Source organism: Faecalibacterium prausnitzii, assembly GCF_049532945.1.
In the GTDB taxonomy this organism is placed as follows: domain Bacteria; phylum Bacillota; class Clostridia; order Oscillospirales; family Ruminococcaceae; genus Faecalibacterium; species Faecalibacterium prausnitzii_N.
The window spans coordinates 1768762-1787361 of sequence record NZ_CP186691.1; the positions used below are offsets into that span (position 1 = coordinate 1768762).

The 18600-nt window shown below is 60.8% G+C and carries 14 protein-coding genes; 13 read left to right on the top strand and 1 reads right to left on the bottom strand.

Annotated elements, in window-relative coordinates:
- Nucleotides 1–140: 140 nt before the first annotated feature.
- From trkA to ACNQFG_RS08855, 4 genes are read left to right on the top strand one after another with little or no spacing between them, the layout of a single operon-like run.
- Complete coding sequence (gene trkA, locus ACNQFG_RS08840; RefSeq protein WP_423406573.1) at nt 141–1556, top strand: Trk system potassium transporter TrkA; 1416 nt, start codon at nt 141–143, stop codon at nt 1554–1556.
- 12 nt (nt 1557–1568) lie between these two features.
- Entirely contained in the window at nt 1569–3011 is a 1443-nt protein-coding gene (locus tag ACNQFG_RS08845; protein ID WP_423404611.1) for a TrkH family potassium uptake protein, read from the top strand.
- 49 nt (nt 3012–3060) lie between these two features.
- Nucleotides 3061–3288, top strand: a complete 228-nt coding sequence (locus ACNQFG_RS08850; RefSeq protein WP_207685452.1) for a hypothetical protein — start codon at nt 3061–3063, stop codon at nt 3286–3288.
- A complete protein-coding gene (locus ACNQFG_RS08855; RefSeq protein ID WP_118551835.1) occupies nt 3285–3533 on the top strand; it encodes a type II toxin-antitoxin system RelE family toxin in 249 nt (82 codons plus the stop codon). Before ACNQFG_RS08850 ends, ACNQFG_RS08855 begins: the two co-directional genes overlap by 4 nt.
- A 67-nt stretch (nt 3534–3600) precedes the next feature.
- Here the strand turns inward: ACNQFG_RS08855 and ACNQFG_RS08860 are convergent, their stop codons facing one another.
- A complete protein-coding gene (locus ACNQFG_RS08860) occupies nt 3601–5145 on the bottom strand; it encodes a YifB family Mg chelatase-like AAA ATPase (RefSeq protein WP_423404612.1) in 1545 nt (514 codons plus the stop codon).
- A gap of 165 nt (nt 5146–5310) precedes the next feature.
- On the opposite strand from ACNQFG_RS08860, the gene ACNQFG_RS08865 reads away from it, so the two are divergent.
- The 9 genes from ACNQFG_RS08865 to ACNQFG_RS08905 all read left to right on the top strand — a co-directional run bounded on the left by ACNQFG_RS08865 (nt 5311) and on the right by ACNQFG_RS08905 (nt 18597).
- Entirely contained in the window at nt 5311–5661 is a 351-nt protein-coding gene (locus tag ACNQFG_RS08865) for a hypothetical protein (RefSeq protein WP_423404613.1), read from the top strand.
- Nucleotides 5662–5783: 122 nt separating this feature from the next.
- Entirely contained in the window at nt 5784–7466 is a 1683-nt protein-coding gene (locus ACNQFG_RS08870) for a phospho-sugar mutase (protein WP_423404614.1), read from the top strand.
- Nucleotides 7467–7737: 271 nt separating this feature from the next.
- Nucleotides 7738–8913, top strand: coding sequence for a 2-C-methyl-D-erythritol 2,4-cyclodiphosphate synthase (ispF, locus tag ACNQFG_RS08875; protein ID WP_423404615.1), 1176 nt, complete (start codon nt 7738–7740; stop codon nt 8911–8913).
- Nucleotides 8914–8928: 15 nt separating this feature from the next.
- Nucleotides 8929–9828 carry a diadenylate cyclase CdaA gene (gene cdaA / locus ACNQFG_RS08880; protein ID WP_423404616.1) on the top strand — a complete coding sequence of 300 codons (900 nt, stop codon included), beginning with the start codon at nt 8929–8931 and terminating at the stop codon, nt 9826–9828.
- Nucleotides 9825–11126 (top strand): CdaR family protein, encoded by a 1302-nt coding sequence (locus ACNQFG_RS08885; RefSeq protein WP_423404617.1) that lies wholly within the window; start codon nt 9825–9827, stop codon nt 11124–11126. The genes cdaA and ACNQFG_RS08885 overlap by 4 nt, the downstream gene beginning before the upstream one ends.
- 64 nt (nt 11127–11190) lie before the next feature.
- Entirely contained in the window at nt 11191–12786 is a 1596-nt protein-coding gene (locus tag ACNQFG_RS08890) for an NAD(P)/FAD-dependent oxidoreductase (protein WP_423404618.1), read from the top strand.
- 10 nt (nt 12787–12796) lie between these two features.
- Nucleotides 12797–14137, top strand: a complete 1341-nt coding sequence (locus tag ACNQFG_RS08895) for a 5-bromo-4-chloroindolyl phosphate hydrolysis family protein (RefSeq protein ID WP_423404619.1) — start codon at nt 12797–12799, stop codon at nt 14135–14137.
- Nucleotides 14134–16266, top strand: a complete 2133-nt coding sequence (gene recJ, locus ACNQFG_RS08900) for a single-stranded-DNA-specific exonuclease RecJ (protein WP_423404620.1) — start codon at nt 14134–14136, stop codon at nt 16264–16266. Before ACNQFG_RS08895 ends, recJ begins: the two co-directional genes overlap by 4 nt.
- On the top strand, nt 16267–18597 hold the full coding sequence (locus ACNQFG_RS08905; RefSeq protein ID WP_423404621.1) for a RelA/SpoT family protein: 2331 nt from the start codon (nt 16267–16269) through the stop codon (nt 18595–18597).
- Nucleotides 18598–18600: the final 3 nt, after the last annotated feature.

Below are 18600 nucleotides of genomic sequence, written 5' to 3' on the forward strand. Positions count from 1 at the left end.
ATTCAGGTGCACCCTCCTTCCAGTAAATCGTTGAATTGACTATACCACATTTCCACACAAAGTGCAAGAACGGTTTGAAAACCTCAGAAAACCGCATAAACAGTGGAACTATCCGTCGAACTGTGCTATACTAAATCTGTATTTTCGCTTGGCAATACACTTCCCACAGGGGAAGAAAAGGAAAGGAATTTTCGACTATGAAGATCATTCTGGTGGGCGGCGGCAAGGTTGGTACCGCGCTGGCGCGGCAGCTCAGTGAGGAAGACCACAACGTAACGGTCATCGACACGAACAAGGCCCGCGTGGAGCACCTGAGCGAGTCCTACGATGTGCTGGGCATCGTGGGCAACGGTTCCTCGATCACCACGCTGGCAGAGGCCGGCATTGAAGACGCGGATGTGTTCATTGCCGTGACCGGTTCGGATGAGCTGAACCTGCTGTGCTGCATGTTTGCCAAAAAGGCGGGCCACTGCCATGCAATTGCCCGTGTGCGCAACCCGTCCTACAGTCATGAGCTGGACTTTATCAAAAAGCAGATCGGCATTTCGGCCATCATCAATCCGGAAATGGCTGCAGCAAAGGAGATCTCCCATCTGCTGCGCTTCCCGGGTGCAAGCAAAATCGACACCTTTGCAGACGGCCGTGTGCGGCTGATCAAGTTCACCCTGACCGATGCGCAGGAGCTCGATGGCGTGGCCATCCGCGAGATCCCCACCCGCCTGAAGAGCGATATTCTGGTGTGTGCAGTGGAGCGCAGCGGCGGCGTGATCATCCCGAACGGTAACTTTGTACTGCAGAACGGCGATCAGGTCACCTTCCTTGCAACACAGGAAAAGGCCCACGAGTTCTTCCAGCGCATCCACCTGCCGGTGCGCCCGGTGCGCAATGCCTTCATCGTGGGCGGCGGTGCCATCGCCTTCTATCTGAGCCAGGAGCTGCTGGAAAACCACGTGCGTGTGCGCATCGTGGAGCGCGACCCTGCCCGCTGCATGGAGCTGGCCGAGCAGCTGCCCGGCGCACAGATCCTGAACGAGGACGGCTCCAACCGCGAATTCCTACTCTCGGAGGGCATGGAGTCCACCGAGGCTTTTGTGGCCCTGACCAACATTGACGAGGAGAATGTGCTGCTGACCCTGTTTGCCAAAAAGCACTCCAAGGGCAAGCTGGTCACCAAAGTCAACCGTCTGGAATTTGATGATATTCTGGCCGGTCTGGATCTGGGCAGCGTGGTCTACCCCAAGTACATGACCTGCGATTACATCGTGCAGTATGTGCGTGCACTGCAGAACGAAGCGGGCAGCAACATCAAGACACTGTACCGCATTCTGGACGACCGCGTGGAAGCGCTGGAATTTACCGTCCACGAGAAGAGCGCTGCCACCGGTGTCCCCCTGAGCCAGCTGCACCTGAAAAAGAATCTGCTGCTGTGCTGCATCACCCGCGGCCATCAGATCCTGATCCCGCGCGGCGGCGACCAGATCCAGGTGGGCGACAACGTGATCGTGGTCACGCTGGAGCATGGTCTGCATGACCTGCGGGACATCGTGGAAGACTGACGGAGGCGCGGCATGAATTATGCGATCGTTTTCCGTCTGCTGGGCTATGTCATGCTGATCGAGGGTGCGCTGCTGCTGCTGCCCGCAGCGGCCAGCCTGTGCTATGGCGAGTGGTTCGTGATGGGCGTTTTCCTGTTCACAGCGGCGCTCAGCGCGGCGCTGGGGGCACTGCTCCACCGCATCAAGCCTAAAAGCAAGATGTTCTATATGCGGGAGGGCTTTGCCACCACGGCGCTCTGCTGGCTGCTCATCAGTGTGGTGGGCGCGGTGCCCTTTGTCCTGACCGGCTGCATCCCGAACCCGGTGGATGCCCTGTTTGAGACGGTGTCCGGCTTTACCACCACCGGTGCCAGCATCCTGCCCGGGGTAGAGGATCTGCCCAAGGGCATCCTGTTCTGGCGCAGCTTCACCCACTGGATCGGCGGCATGGGCGTTCTGGTGTTCCTGCTCTCGCTGCTGCCCCTGACCGGCGGTTCCCACGTCAACCTGATGAAGGCGGAAAGTCCCGGCCCTCAGGTGGATAAGCTGGTGCCCAAGGTGCAGTCTACCGCAAAGATCCTGTACGGCATTTATTTTGGCCTGACCGTCATCGAGTTCGTGTTCCTGCTGCTGGGCGGCATGCCGCTATTTGAGTCCATGCTCACGGCCTTCGGTACGGCGGGCACCGGCGGCTTCGGCTTCAAGAACGACAGCTTTACCAGCTTTTCTCCCTACATCCAGTGGGTCGTGACCATTTTCATGATCCTGTTCGGCGTCAACTTCAATGCTTACTTCCTGCTGCTGCTGCGCCGGTTCCGCCGCGCGGCCGCCAGCGAAGAGGTGCGCGCCTATTTCCTCATCATCGCCGTGGCAGTCGGCATTATCACCTGCAACATTTACAGCATGTACAACGGCCTCGGCGAGGCGCTGCGGCAGGCGGCGTTCCAGGTGGGTTCCATCATCACCACTACCGGTTTTTCCAGCTGTGATTTTGACCTGTGGCCCACTCTCTCCAAAGAAATTCTGGTGGTGCTCATGTTCATTGGTGCCTGCGCAGGCAGCACCGGCGGCGGCATCAAGGTGAGCCGCCTCCTCATTCTGGGCAAGACCTTGGGCAAGGAGCTCAAGCAGGCACTGCACCCGCAGGTGGTGGCCCCCGTCCGCATGGACGGCAAGCTGCTCAACCACGAGACCATTCGTGCAACGAACGTCTATGTGGCAGCGTACATCTTCATTTTTGCGGCGTCCTTCCTGCTCATCAGTCTGGATGGCTTTGATATGGTGACGAACTTCACAGCCATTGCAGCTACTTTGAACAACATCGGCCCGGGCCTTGCGCAGGTGGGCCCCATGATGAACTTTGGCAGCTTTACGAACCCCGCAAAGCTGGTGATGATCTTTGACATGCTGGCCGGCCGTCTGGAAATCTTCCCGATGCTGGTGTTCTTTCTGCCCGATACGTGGAGGAGATTCTGATTGAAATCGACGCGGAACCGTGATATACTGAAGCAAAGAGGTGATTTTCATGAGCGTTCGGGAACAACTGAATGAACTGACGGCGGCATTGCCGGATTATAAGCTGGCCTATGTGCTGGCCTATGTGCAGGGACTGATAGCAGATGAGACAACAGACCAGGCGGACGATGCCTACTGTGAGCAGCTCCTGAAAAACTACCAGGAGAATCCTGACCCGCACAAGCATGATGCGGTTCCGCTGGAAGAGCTTGCACAGGAACTGGGGATTGCACTATGAAGTATCACATCGTAGTGGAAAAGTGGGCGGCAAAGTTTATTCGCAAACAACAGCCTGCACAGCAAAAGCGAATCATGCAGGCACTTGCACAGCTTCCATTTGCAGGGGATATCAAGCCGATGGCGGGTTCAGAAGGATTCTACCGACTGCGTGTCGGTGACTACCGCATTCTGTATACCGTGGAAGAAGAAATCATCACAGTCCGTGTGACCGATGCGGGAAATCGCGGCGATATTTACAAGTAAGAAAAGCAAAAGGACTGTCACCCATTTGAGTGGCAGTCCTTTTTGTATGCAGCAAATGCAGCAACGTTTAGAACGTCAGATCGACTTTTTCCTGTGCCCGGTACTGCAGGGCTTCCAGCACACAGTCCTCATCCAGCAGCTGTTTGCCTGCCAGATCGGCCACCGTGCGGGCCACCCGCAGGATGCGGTCATGGGCGCGGGCGGAAAGGCCCAAAGCGTCGTAGGAGGCACGCAGCAGCCGCTCGGCGGCGGGGGTCATGCGGCAGACGCGCCGCACCTGCCCGGCGGTGAGCTGGGCGTTGCAGCGGACGCCCTCGAAGCCGGGGGCAGCGTAACGCCGGGATTGGACCTGGCGGGCCTTCAGCACCTGCTGGCGCAGCGCGGCACTGCTCTCGGCAGGGGAGGAGGCGTGCAGCTCGTCAAAGGCGATGGGGTCCATCTCCACGCACAGGTCGATGCGGTCCAGCAGCGGGCCGGACACACGGCTGCGGTACTGCCGCACGGCACTGGGTGAACAGGTGCACTGCCGGGTGGGGTGGCCGTAGTAGCCGCACTTACAGGGGTTCATGGCGGCTACCAGCTGGAAGCGGCTGGGATAGGTGGCACTGCCTGCCGCGCGGCTCACGGTGATCTGGCCGTCCTCCAGCGGCTGGCGCAGCACTTCCAGACTCTCGCGGGAGAACTCCGGCAATTCGTCTAAAAACAGCACACCGCAGTTGGCAAGGCTGCACTCGCCGGGCCGGAACTGTGCGCCGCCGCCAGCCAGAGCTGCGGCACTGGCCGAGTGGTGCGGGCTGCGGAAAGGCCGATGGGTGATGAGCCCGCGCCCTTTGGGCAGCTGCCCGGCGATGGAGTAGATCTTGGTCGTCTCCACGGCTTCCTCACGGGTGAGCGGCGGCAGGATGCCGGGCAGACGCTTTGCCAGCATGGATTTGCCGGTGCCGGGTGCGCCGATCAGAAGCACGTTGTGCCCGCCTGCGGCGGCGATGACCATGGCTCGGCGGGCGAGGGGCTGGCCCATGACGTCTGCCAGGTCCGGGGCATTGTTCCAGCTCTCGGCGGGGTCGAAGGGGATGGGCACTGTGGGGGCGATGGGGGAGAGGCCGCGCAGCGCATCCACCACCTCCCGCGCGGTGCGGGCCGGGTAGACCTTCATCGCGTCGCCGCCCGCCTCGGCTGCTTCAGCGGCATTCTCGGCGGGGACGTACAAGGCCCGGACGCCGTCGGCGGCAGCGGCCAGCGCCATGGGCAGCACGCCGGAAACCGGGCGGAGCGCACCGTCCAGCGCCAGTTCGCCGAGGAAGGCGGTATCCTGCGGCGGGGCTTCCAGCTGGCCGGAGGAGGTCAGCACTGCCAGCAGAAGCGGCAGGTCGTACACCGGGCCGGTTTTGCGCACATCCGCCGGGGCAAGATTGATGGTAATGCGCCGGTCCGGGAACTTGAAGCCCAGATTTTTGATGGCGGCACGGACGCGGTCGCCGCTCTCGCGGACGGCGGAATCCGGCAGGCCAACCAGCGAAAATGCAGGCAGCCCGCCGGAGATGTCAGCTTCGACGGCCACAGCAAAGCCGGTCAGGCCATTCAGGCCGTAACTTCTCAGAACAGAGTACATAAGATCCTCCTCAGGGAACCACCGAATGACGGCAAGTTCCCAATTTTTGGCAAAGAAACGGCTAAGAAATCGTCAGAACTCGAATTTCGACAGATTATCATCTTGATTTTCATTATAGTTTGGGGTATTGATAATGTCAATGTGTGAAATGAGGGAGGAAAGACCATGATCGTAAAGGAATTCTGTCAGTACGTCCGCTCTTATTCGGAGCTGGAAGGGCTGCAGCATGCCCACACGCTGTATTACTCTGCCCGACGCACCGAGATGGGCATCGTGCTGGAACTGGCACAGGAACAGAGCGGGAGCTGCACGGTCAGCCGGGTGCTGTGCCCGGCGGGGAATTTTCCGCAGGCCATGCGGGTGATGCGGTACCTGTGTGAAAACGGCATCGGCCCCGGCCAGTGGCTGGAGATTCTGGACGACCTGCACCAGCCATTTTGTCTGCTGACGCCGCCGGACACGGTGCAAACGCCCCAAAATGCGGATTTTGGAAAGCGATTTGTGGTATTTGTATGATTTCTTTGGCAAAACTTCTTACATAATATGGAATTGACACAGACGAGCCAAGCGTTTATAGTATAAGTAGGTTTGAAAAAACTACCCTTTGGCAAAAACAATAAAGGTAAGGTGTGTGTAATATGTATTTGGATGAATATAAGCGCTGGATGGCTGCAGAGCTGGAAGACGCTGATCTGAAGCCGGAGCTGGCCAAGATCGAGGGAAATGATGACGAGATCAAGGACCGCTTTGCTGTGGCTTTGAAGTTTGGCACCGCTGGTCTGCGCGGCGTTCTGGGCGCTGGCACCAACCGTATGAATATCTATGTTGTGCGTCAGGCCACGCAGGGTCTGGCAAACTGGGTCAAGACTCAGGGCGGCAGCCAGACTGTGGCTATCAGCTACGACAGCCGCCTGAAGAGCGATATCTTTGCCAAGACCGCCGCAGGCGTTCTGGCGGCAAACGGTATCAAGGTGCGCATTTACGATGCTCTGATGCCTGTGCCTGCACTGAGCTTTGCTACCCGTTACTACCAGTGCAATGCTGGTATCATGGTCACGGCTTCTCACAACCCGGCCAAGTACAACGGCTACAAGGCCTACGGCCCGGATGGCTGCCAGATGACCGATGATGCTGCTGCCATCGTGTACGATGAGATCCAGAAGACGGATGTGCTGACCGGTGCAAAGTACATCTCCTTTGCCGAGGGCGTGGAGCAGGGCCTGATCCGCTTTGTGGGCGACGACTGCAAGAAGGCACTGTATGATGCCATTGAGGCCCGTCAGGTGCGCCCGGGCCTGTGCAAGACTGCCGGCCTGAAGCTGGTGTACAGCCCGCTGAATGGTTCCGGTCTGGTGCCTGTCACTCATGTGCTGAACGATATAGGCATCACCGATATCACCATCGTGCCCGAGCAGGAGTACCCCAACGGTTACTTTACCACCTGCTCCTACCCGAACCCCGAAATTTTCGAGGCTCTGAAGCTGGGTCTGGAGCTGGCAACCAAGACTGGTGCCGATCTGATGCTGGCCACCGACCCCGATGCCGACCGCGTGGGCATTGCCATGAAGTGCCCGGATGGCAGCTATGAGCTGGTATCCGGCAACGAGATGGGCGCTCTGCTGCTGGATTACATCTGCGCAGGCCGCATCGAGAAGGGCACCATGCCCAAAAACCCGGTGGCCGTCAAGTCCATCGTGTCCACTCCGCTGGCCGATGCCATTGCCGCACACTACGGCGTGGAAATGCGCAGCGTGCTGACCGGCTTCAAGTGGATCGGCGACCAGATCGCAAATCTGGAAGCTGCCGGTGAGGTGGACCGCTTCATCTTTGGCTTCGAGGAGAGCTATGGCTATCTGGCCGGCCCCTATGTACGCGATAAGGATGCCGTCATCGGTTCCATGCTGATCTGCGAAATGGCCGCTTACTACCGCAGCATCGGTTCCTCCATCAAGCAGCGTCTGGAAGAGATCTATAAACAGTATGGCCGCTACCTGAACAAGGTGGACAGCTTCGAGTTCCCCGGCCTGACCGGCATGGAGAAGATGGCTTCCATCATGCAGAAGCTGCGTGATAACCCGCCCGCCGAGCTGGCTGGCCACAAGGTGGTCAAGGTGACCGACTACAAGAAGCCCGAGGAGACCGGCCTGCCTGCAGCAAACGTGCTGATCTACGCACTGGAAAACGGTGCTACCGTTGTGGTGCGTCCCTCCGGCACTGAGCCGAAGATCAAGACCTATTTCACCACTCTGGGCAAGGATCTGGCTGAAGCACAGGCACAGAAGGATGCTCTGGCTGCTGCCATCGAGCCGATCCTGAAGTAAAAGCAAACGATTTTTGGAGCTGTTGCAGGACTCCTTCCGGCATCGCTTGTGCGATGCCACCTCCCTCACAGGGGGAGGCTTCATAGCTGACCGCAGCGTTCAGGCCCTCTCCCAGAGGGGGCTGGCGCGGCGAAGCCGTGACTGGGGGAGTTTCTTCAACGGCTCCATTTTTGTTGCCCGGTGCAGTTGCAGTTTGCCGGGCAATACGCTATAATATTCAATGTATCATTCTGTGCTTTCTGGAAGGCACGAAAAACGGAAGACAGGGTAGGTGTCAGAAGTGGAAAAACGTGTGACGGCGGTCCTGGTGGCCGCAGGTTCCTCCACCCGGATGGGGTTCGACAAACTCAGCTTTGATTTGGGCGGGGAGACCGTGGTCCAGCGGAGCATTCGCGCCTTTGCGGAGTGCCCGCTGGTGGATGAGATCGTGCTGGTGGCCGGTAAGAACCGCGCCTTTGTGGAGCAGCAGGCAGCAGACTGCACAAAGCCTGTGCAGATCGTAACGGGCGGCACCACCCGCGCCGAGAGCGCAAAAAACGGCGTGCTGGCGGCGCACGGCGACCTCGTGGCCGTCCACGATGCAGCACGTCCCTTTGTGAGCGAAGCCGTCATCGAGGCGGCCGTCTACGCCGCAGCGGCCTGCGGGGCCGCGGCCCCGGCGGTCCCGGTAAAGGACACCGTCAAGCGGGCTGTGCGCGGCGACGGCAAGACCGTGCCGGAGGCCTGCATGGTGGCCGAAACGCCCGACCGCAGCACCCTGTATGCGGTGCAGACCCCTCAGTGCTTTGACCGCGCAGAGTACCTTGCTGCGCTGGAAGAGCTGGATGCCGAAAAAGCCCGCCTTGTCACCGACGACTGCAGCCTGTTCGAGCTGACCGGCCGCGCCGTGCAGCTGACGCAGGGCGATTACGCCAATTATAAGATCACGACCCGCGAGGACTTGCCCCGCCCGCAGCAGAAGAAAGGAAAACCTATGCGCATTGGACATGGTTATGACGTGCACCGTCTGGTGGAAGGCCGCAAGTTGATCCTGGGCGGCGTGGAGATCCCGTATGAGAAGGGCCTGCTGGGCCATTCCGACGCCGACGTGCTGGCCCACGCCGTCATGGACGCTGTACTGGGCGCAGCGGCTCTGGGCGACATCGGGAAGCACTTCCCGGATACCGACCCCGAATATGCCGGGGCCGACAGTCTGATGCTGGCCCGCCATGTGGCCCGCATCGTCCGGGAGAACGGCTGGAAGGTCGAGAACATCGACTCCACCATCCTCTGCCAGAAGCCGAAGCTGGCTCCCTACATCCCCGCCATGCGCGAAAAGCTGGCCGATGCCTTCGGCCTGCCGGTGGATGCCGTGAGTGTAAAGGCCACCACCGAGGAACATCTGGGCTTTACCGGTGAGGGGCTGGGCATTGCCGCCCACGCTGTTGCCCTGATCGAAACACTGTAAGCAGGAGAAACTTTCATGACTCTGAACGCGATCATTGCAAATTTCCAGACCTTCAAACTGGTCGATTTGCTGGATATCATCATCATTTCCTTCCTGATTTACCAGCTGCTGGGCATTGTCAACCGCACCCGCGCCGGCCAGCTGTTCAAGGGTGCGCTGCTGGTGATGGCCGTCTATCTGGTGGCAGGAACGCTGAACATGCGTACCGTTACATGGCTGCTGAACTCACTGCTGCAGGTGGGCCTGCTGACGCTGGTGGTGCTGTTCCAGCCGGAGATCCGCCGTGCGCTGGAGCGCATGGGCCAGACCGACCAGTGGGCCGCCAAGCTGTTCAATGTCAAAGGCCGCTACAACGATCCCAGCCTGAAGGGCGCATGGCGCAGCGCCATCATTGCCATCTGCGATGCGGCAGAGCGCTTTTCTGAGACCAAGACCGGTGCACTGATCGTGCTGGAACGCCACACGAACCTTTCGGAGATCGTGCGCACCGGCACGCCGGTGAACAGTGCGGTCAATCTGGAAGTGCTGGGCACCATTTTCTACGAGGGCACGCCCCTGCACGATGGTGCTGCCATCATTGAGAATGGCCGCATCAAAGCCGCGGGCTGTGTGCTGCCGCTTTCCAACAATCTGGATCTTGGCAAGGATATGGGCACCCGTCACCGCGCCTGCCTTGGCATTGCCGAAAATTCCGATGCAATTGCCATCGTGGTCAGCGAGGAGACCGGCATCATCTCCATGGCAAAGAACGGTGTGCTGATCCGCCACTTTGACCGCCAGACCCTGTATACCCGTCTGGTGGATGAGATGATCCCCAAGGAGACCACCACCGAAAAGACCGACAACAGCTGGAAGGGCAGAGTCAAGCGCCTGCTGAGCTGGGTGAACCAGAAAGAGGAGGACGAGCAGTCATGAGCAACGAGCCGAACAAGAGCGGCACAAAGCCTGCCATCCAGCACAGCAAGAGCATCCTGGATGACCGCCGCATCCGGTTGCTGCTGGCCGTCGTGGGTGCCATCGTTGCATGGATGGTGGTCACCATCATCGTCCAGCCCGGCACCAGCAACACCATCTACAATGTGCCGGTGGATTATACCTACGATTCCGCTGCTTACACCTCCCGGGGCCTGAGCATCGTCAGTGCCCCGGAAAAATACGTCACCCTGAAAGTTTCTGGCGACGGCTACGCCATCGGCAGCCTCACGGCATCCGATTTCGTCGTCTACCCGGACTGGTCCGGTGTGCGCGACAGCGGCGAAAAGACCCTGCGCCTGCTGGTACGCGGTGCCAACGGCCTGCTGAACGGCGTCACCGTCTCCATCGAGGGCGGCGACAACAGCGTGGACGTGGTCTTTGATGTGGTGGAGGAAAAGACGGTCCCCATCACGGTGACCACCAACTACCTGACCATTGCCGATGGATATATTTTGTATGGGACGGAGCTTTCGAAGGAGAGCGTGACCCTCTCCGGCCCCAGCACCGAGATCGACAAGGTGACCACCTGCACCGCCGAGGTGACCCACAACGGCGAGCTGACGGAATCCGTCACCCTCGATACCGCCCTGCGGTTCTACACCAACAGTGGCAGCGAAGTCGAGTTCGCGTACACCACGCTGGAAGAGTCGAGCGTGGAGGTCACGCTGCAGGTCTACAAGATGGCCACGCTGCCCGTCAGCGTCAGCTTCATCAACGCCCCGCGCGATTTTGACGACTCGGTGCTGACCTATACGCTGAGCAAGAAAACCCTGAACGTGGCGGGCCCGGCCAGCCAGATCGACAAGCTGTCCACCCTGTCCGTCGGCACCATCGACCTGTCCACCTTCTCGCTGAACAAGGTCTATGAAATGCCCATCGAGCTGCCCAGCGATATCCGCCTGCTGGATAACATTTCCACCATAACGGTCAGCTTCGATTCCTCCAAACTGGAGACCAAGACCCTGAATCTGCCCGCCGAGTGTGTGCAGGTGGTCAACCTGCCCTCTACCTACCAGCTGACGGTGCAGACCGAACGCCTGATGAATGTAACGCTCTGCGGCCCCAAGGGCGCGATGGAGGCCCTGACGCCGGAGCAGGTGGTCATTGAGATCGATGCCGAGGATTTCTCGGTGGCGACCGGCGAGCAGAACATTGCCTGCCGCCTGTATGTGCCCTCCAACGGCAAGATCTTTGCACTGGGCAGCTATGTCATCCAGTGCAAGATCGAGAGCAACTAAAACGCAGCCCGCTCCGCCCATGCTATAGGCAGGGGGCTGCAATGAAAAAGAAAGCAATCATCGTATGATTTTGGTAAGAGACATCAGGCTCCCCCTTTCCGCTGGGGAGCCGCAGGCATTTGAAAAAGCCCTGCACCTGGCCCGCATCCCCCGCAGCAAAGCCGCCCATCTCGGTGTGGCAAAGCTCTCGGTGGATGCCCGCCACGGCCAGCCCAAGCTGGTGTATACCGTTGCGGTAACGCTCAAGGACGAGGGTGAGGAATCTGCATTTGCAGGGGCCTCGCCCTGCGTTGCTCTCCGCAGCAGGACCGATTTTTCCGTCCAGAACGGCACCGAGCCGCTGGCCCATCGGCCCATCGTCTGCGGGCTTGGCCCGGCGGGCCTGTTTGCAGCGCTGCTGTTGGCCCGGCAGGGCTATCAGCCCATTGTGCTGGAGCGCGGCCCGGCGCTGGACGAGCGCGTAAAGGCGGTGGAACATTTTTCTGCTACCGGCGAACTGGATGTGAATGCGAACATTCAATTTGGCGAGGGCGGTGCCGGTACCTTTTCGGATGGCAAGCTGACCACCCGCATCGGCGATGAGCTGTGCGGCTTTGTTACCGAGGTGTTCCTGCAGCACGGTGCGCCGGAGGAGATCGCCTGGAAGCAGAAGCCCCACGTGGGCACCGACCTGCTGCGCGGTGTGATCACCTCTATCCGCAAGGAGATCGAAGCTTTGGGCGGTGAGGTGCATTTCAACACGGCCCTGACCGGCTTTGTGCGGAAGGACGGCAGGCTTGTCGGCGTCCAGACCACGCAGGGCAGCTTCCCGTGCGAGGCGCTGGTGTTCGCGGTGGGCCACTCGGCCCGCGATACCTTCGGGATGCTGATGGACGGCGGCCTGCAGCTGGAATGCAAGCCGTTCAGCGTGGGCTTCCGCGCCGAGCATCTGCAGAGTGAGATCGAAAAGAGCTTATATCACGAGGCTGCCGGGCATCCGGCTCTGCCGCGGGGCGAGTATCAGCTCTCCCAGCATGTGGGGGAGCGGTGCGTTTACACCTTCTGCATGTGCCCCGGCGGGCAGGTGGTGGCATCGGCCAGCGAGGAAGGCCGTGTAGTGACCAACGGCATGAGCTTCCACGCCCGCAATGGCAAAAATGCCAACGCGGCCGTGGTAGTGAGCGTGGGAGGCAAGGACTTTGCAGACGATCCGCGCCGGGCCATCGCGTTCCAGCGGGAGCTGGAAGCCAACGCCTATCAGGCGGGCCGCGCCGGGGGAGCCTATGCGGCCCCGGCGGAAAATGTCCGGAGCTTCCTCGAAGGCCGGGGAGAACTGCACATCGGTACGGTGGAGCCGACCTACGACCGGGGCGTCGTGGCGGCAGACCTGGGCGCTTTGCTGCCTGGAGAGCTGGCCGACACCCTGCGGGCCGGTCTGCGGGCGTATGAACGAAAGATCGCCGGGTACACCGCGCCGGAAGCGATCCTTACGGGTCTTGAGACCCGCACCAGCAGCCCGGTGCGGCTGAAGCGGGAAGAAAATTTTGAATGTACCCAGCTGGCAGGTCTGTATCCCTGCGGCGAGGGTGCCGGATATGCGGGCGGCATCATGAGCGCCGCCGTGGATGGCCTGCGGGTGGCCCGCGCCATCATCAGCCGGTATGCACCGGCAGAAGGGTGAGAAGAATTTGATGAACGATCGTGAAAACGATAGGATGAAGGAGACCGAAGGCCAGCAGGTGCAGCGGGAACTGGAAGACCAGCTGCGTGAGTTTGGCGACACCATGTCCGATGCGTTCCGCTATGGCTTCGAGGGCCGGGGCATGGAGATCGGCGACCGGGCCTGGGATGTGGGAAAAGCGGCCGTCCATGCGGCCAATTTCGGTATCGCGGAAGCGGGAAAAGCCCTCCGGAACAGCCGGAACGAATACTACAAAGCCCAGCAGGAGGCACAGAAAACCGGGCCCTGGAACGCGGGCGGGATGCCCCAGTGGGCCAGGCAGATCTTTGGCCTGAAAGGGGAGCAGACCCCCGTAGACCTGCTGCGTGCAGACGGCAAAAAGCGCCAGAACGGCGGTGCAGCCCTGCTGGCCGTGGGAATCACCTTCATGGTGATCTTCGGGCTGGGGACGCTGGGCTGCCTCATCGGGCTGGGCGTTGTGTCGCCGGACGTTGTGATGACGGCTACGGAGGACGGCAGTGTGCTGATGACGGGCACGAACACCTTCATGAACACCGCCTACAACGCGCTGGGCATCGTCGGCAGCGTGCTGGGCCTTGCCACGGCGGGCTTTGGCTGGATGACGGCCTGTGGTTCCGCCTGGGTGAAAGCCGGAAAGCAGCTGGGGCAGTTCGCCGATCTTGCGGACACCACCGACTACCACAAGGGCCTTTCGGTCCGGATGCTGGCTGACCTCGTCCACCAGAACCGGAAAAAAATGCTGAAGAAGCTGCAAAAATACATCCGCAAAGGCTGGCTGAACGGATGGCTGGATGAAAAAACGGAAACACTCTATCTGACGGCGGAGGATTACCGCGCCGCGCAGGAGGCCAGAGCCGCCGTGCAGGCAGAGCCGGAACCCAAGGCCGAACCGCGGGCGGAACCCCAGGAGACCCCGCTCAACCTCGAAACGACCCGCCGCTTCGCCAAAGTGCTGGCGCAGGAGCAGCAGCTCATGCAGGATGCACAGGGTGTGGAGGAACTGGCCCACATGCAGAAGACCACCGAGGCCATCTGTGACTGGCTGGAAGCACACCCGGAAAGCCTGCCCAAGGCCCGCCGCTTTGCGGAATACTATATCCCCACTACCCTCAAGCTGCTGCACACCTACAACGATGTGCAGGGCCAGCAGGGCGAAAACGCCGAGACCATCCGCCGCGATATCGCGGGCATCCTGCATACGCTCAACCAGGCGTATGACAACCTCTACGATAATCTGCTGAGCGATGTGGCGCTGGATGTCTCCAGCGAGATCGCGGCATTGCAGGGAATGCTGGCCAACGACGGCCTGACCGGGGAGGGATTGCGATGACCTGCCGGGCATGGACCTTAAAAGAATTTGACCGCACCGCCCTCAAGGAGCTGACCGCCGCCATTGCGGAACAGAACACCGAAGAACTGGAGCAGAACGCTCTGGACGACGAGCCCTGGAGCGAGCAGAAATACGCCGCCACGCTGGCGGCGCAGCAGAAGGAAGCGGGCCTGCTGGCGGGCGTCCTGGCCGCGCGCGGCATCACCGACCCCGCCGAGGCGCTGACGCTGCTGGCGGGCGAGGAAGAGCTGAGCGACCCCATGCTCCTGACGGACATGGACAAAGCCTGTGCCCGCATCCTCGAAGCCATCGACAAAGAACAGACCATCGTTGTTTACGGCGATTATGACGTGGACGGCGTGACGGCCACGGCCCTGCTGTACCAGCATCTCAAGGGCATGGGGGCTACCGTAAAATGTATGCTGCCCAGCCGCGAGGGTGACGGCTACGGCCTTTCGAAAAACGCCGTGCAGTCCATCCACGATAAGGGCTGCAAGCTGATCGTGACGGTGGATAACGGCATTTCTGCTGTGGAAGAAGCCGACTTTGCGGCTTCGCTGGGCGTAGACCTCATCGTGACGGACCACCACCTGCCCCACGACACCCTGCCCCACGCAGTGGCCGTCGTGGACCCCCGCCGCGCCGACGATCACAGCCCTTTCAAGGGCCTGTGCGGTGCGGGCGTGGCGTTCAAGCTGTGTGCCGCACTGGATGGCTGCCCGCCGGAAGAAATGCTGGACTACTGCGGCGACCTTGCCGCTGTGGGTACTGTGGCGGACGTGATGCCGCTTACCGGCGAAAACCGCACCCTTGTCAAGGCGGGCCTGAAACTGCTGCAGCAGACCGACCGGCCGGGCTTTTCGGCCCTGCTGGAAGAGGTCGGTCTGGCGGGCAGGCCCATCACGGCCGAGAACGTCAGCTACGCCATTGCGCCCCGCATCAATGCGGCTGGCCGCATGGACAACGCCGTCACCGCGCTGCAGCTCGTCCTCTGCGAGGAGGAGGAGCGCGCCGAGGAGCTGGCCCATAAACTGAACGAGATCAATGTGGCCCGGCAGGAGACCGAGCAGGAGATCGTCCGGGCTGCGCAGGAGCAGCTGGATGCGGAACCCGCCATCCTCGAAGACCGGGTCATCCTCATCTGGGGCCGCGATTGGCACCCCGGTGTCATTGGCATCGTGGCATCCCGGCTGGTGGAAAAGACCGGCCGCCCCGTCATCGTCGTCTCGGTGGATGAGCACGGCGAATGCAAGGGCAGCGGACGCAGCGTGCAGGGCTTCAATTTGCATGCCTGCATCGCCTCGTGCGAGGATCTCCTGCTCCGCTACGGCGGCCATGCCATGGCTGCGGGCCTTTCGGTGCGGGAAGAAAATCTGCCCGCTCTGCGCCGCCGCCTGAACGACTGGGCAGCACGGGAATGCCCGGTGCTGCATACCACCCCGCTGGAGTGCGACCTGCCCATCCATCTGGACCGCATCACCGTGGAGTCGGTCCGGCGGCTGGAACAGCTGGCTCCCTATGGAGCCGAGAACCCCACTCCCGTTTTTGTGCTGGAAAAGGCCGTTATCGACGGCATCTACCCGGTATCGGAGGGCAGGCACAGCCGCCTGCGCCTGCGGCAGGGCAATGCCAGCGTGTATGCCGTGTGGTTCGGTATGCCGCCGGAACAGCTGCCCTATGCCATGGGCGATGTGGTGGATGCTGCGCTGAACCTTTCGGTCTACGATTCGCCCCGGGGCGCACAGCTTTCGGGCCGCATTCTGGACCTGCATCCGGCAGGGCTGGGCAATGCGGCCGCCGAGCAGACGGCGCTGGTGCAGGCGCTCCGGCGCGGCACCCCGCTCACGGCGGAACAGAAAGCAGCCGTGGCGCCCAAGCGGAGCGATATCGTCACAGTGTACCGTGAGCTGCAGGCGCGCCGCTGGCACGCAGAAGATCTGCAGCCGCTGTGCGCAAAACTGGGGGAGCAGAACACCGGCAAGATCCTGGTCGCGCTCACTGCCCTCGAACAGGTGGGGCTCATCGCGGTGCAGGAATGCGGCGGGGCAAAGTTCTGGGAACTGGTGCCCGCACAGGGCAAGAAGAATCTTGCCGACGCACCGATCTTGAAATGTCTGGAGGAAGAGTAAATGCCAGAGGGAAAAAGTATGCTGGACCCGGTCAAGCCGGAGGATTCCTATTCCGCAAAAACACACCTGCATCAGGCTGTGAGCAACCCGCCGGAAGTGGCGACGGTCGCAGCCACGGCTCTGCCTGCCAATGCCCCCGAAGGGGCGCTGCCCAGTGAGGTGCGGCCGGAGATCGTTACCTGGGAAAAGCTGTGTGAGGCCATCAAGGCCAGCGGCCGCTCCTACAATATGGAGATGATCGAAAAGGCATATGACCTTGCCAACACTGCCCACAAGGGGGTGTGCCGCCGCAGCGGTGAGCCGTATATCTGCCACCCGCTGGCTGTGGCACGGCTGGTGCTGGACCTTGGCATGGACTCCGAGAGCATTGCTGCGGCCCTGCTGCACGATGTGGTGGAGGACACTCCCACTACACTGGACGACCTGAAAGCCGCCTTTGGCGAGGAAGTTGCCCTGCTGGTGGACGGCGTGACCAAGCTGACCAAGATCCAGTTCTCTAACATTGAGGAACTGCAGGCTGAAAACCTGCGCAAGATGCTGCTGGCCATGAGCCGCGATGTGCGCGTGATGATCATTAAGCTGTGCGACCGGCTGCACAACATGCGCACCGGTGATGCATGGCCGGAACAGAAGCGCCGCGATAAAGCCCGCGAGACCATGGAGGTGTATGCCCCCATCGCCAACCGTCTGGGCATCCTGAACGTGAAGGAAGAGCTGGAAGACCGCAGTCTGCATTACCTTGACCCTGTGGGCTACGAGGAGATCAGCCGGATGCTCAGTGAGCGTGCAGGCGAGGAGTTCCTTGCAAAGGTGTCCGGTGTGATCGAGCGGCGGCTGGCCGAAAGCGGCATTGAGGGCGCTACCATCAAGCGCCGCGTCAAGAGCATTTACGGCATCTATCGCAAGACCATCATGCAGAACAAGTCCTTTGATGAGATCTACGATATCTATGCGGTGCGTGTCATTCTGGATACGCTGGCCGAGTGCTACAGCACTCTGGGCCTCATCCACGATATGTACCATCCGCTGCCCAACCGCTTCAAGGACTATATCTCCACTCCCAAGCCCAATGGCTACCAGAGCCTGCACACCACCGTCATCGGCCACGAGGGCATCCCCTTTGAGGTGCAGATCCGCACCCGCAAGATGGACGAGCAGGCCGAGTACGGCGTTGCGGCTCACTGGAAGTATAAAGAAGGTCTGGATGGCCACGACAAGCTGGACGAACGTCTGGCATGGGTGAGCCAGTTGTTGGAAAACCAGCGCGTCAGCGAGGATTCCGGCAATCTGCTGCACGACCTCAAGAGCGACCTGCTGCCGGAGGAAGTGTTTGCCTTTACCCCCAAGGGCGATGTCATCAACCTGCCCACCGGCGCTACCTGCATCGATTTTGCCTATGCGATCCATTCGGCGGTGGGCAACCGCATGGTGGGCTGCAAGGTGAACAACCGCATGGTGCCCATCGACCACATCGTTTCCACCGGCGAGATCATCGAAGTGATCCTTGGCCCGGCGGACAAAGGCCCCAGCCGCGACTGGCTCAAGATCGTGCGCACCAGCGAAGCGAAGAGTAAGATCCGAAACTGGTTCAAAAAGATGCGCCGCGAGGAAAATATCACGCAGGGACGTGATGCACTGGCCCGTGAGCTGCGCAGGGAAATGATCATCATTCCGGACGACCAGCTGGACGATTTTATCAACAGTTGTTCCCGCCGCCTGCGCCAGAACAATGCCGAGGAGCTTTATGCCGCCATCGGCTATGGCGGCATGACCATTGCCAACTGCCTGCCCAAGCTCAAGGAGGAGTGGCAGAAGCTGAAAGCTTCGGAGGAAAAGGCCGGGGAAGACCTGCCCAAGGTGGACCTGAGCCGTGTGCACGCTACCGACGGCGTGGTGGTGGAAGGCTTCGATAACACCCCCATCAAGTTTGCCAAGTGCTGCAGCCCGCTGCCGGGCGACCCCATCGTGGGCTTTATCACCCGCGGCTTTGGCGTTTCCATCCACAAGCAGAGCTGCGTGAACGCCATTTCCAGCATGAAGGATCCCACCAACGCCCCCCGCTGGGTCAAGGCGTACTGGGCCGACAGCGTCAGGGACAGCTATAAGGCCGGCATTGAGATCATCGCGCTGAACCGCAACGAGCTGCTGCAGGATGTGCTGGCTGCGCTGGCGGATATCCGGGTGCCCATCTATGCGGTGAACGCCCGTCAGGTGGAAAACAACTGCGCCATGGTCAGCCTGACCATCGGCATCAACAATACCGAGCACCTCAACCGTGTGGTCGCAAGACTTTCCAAGGTGAAGGACGTGCTCAAGGTGACAAGGAGCTAAAAC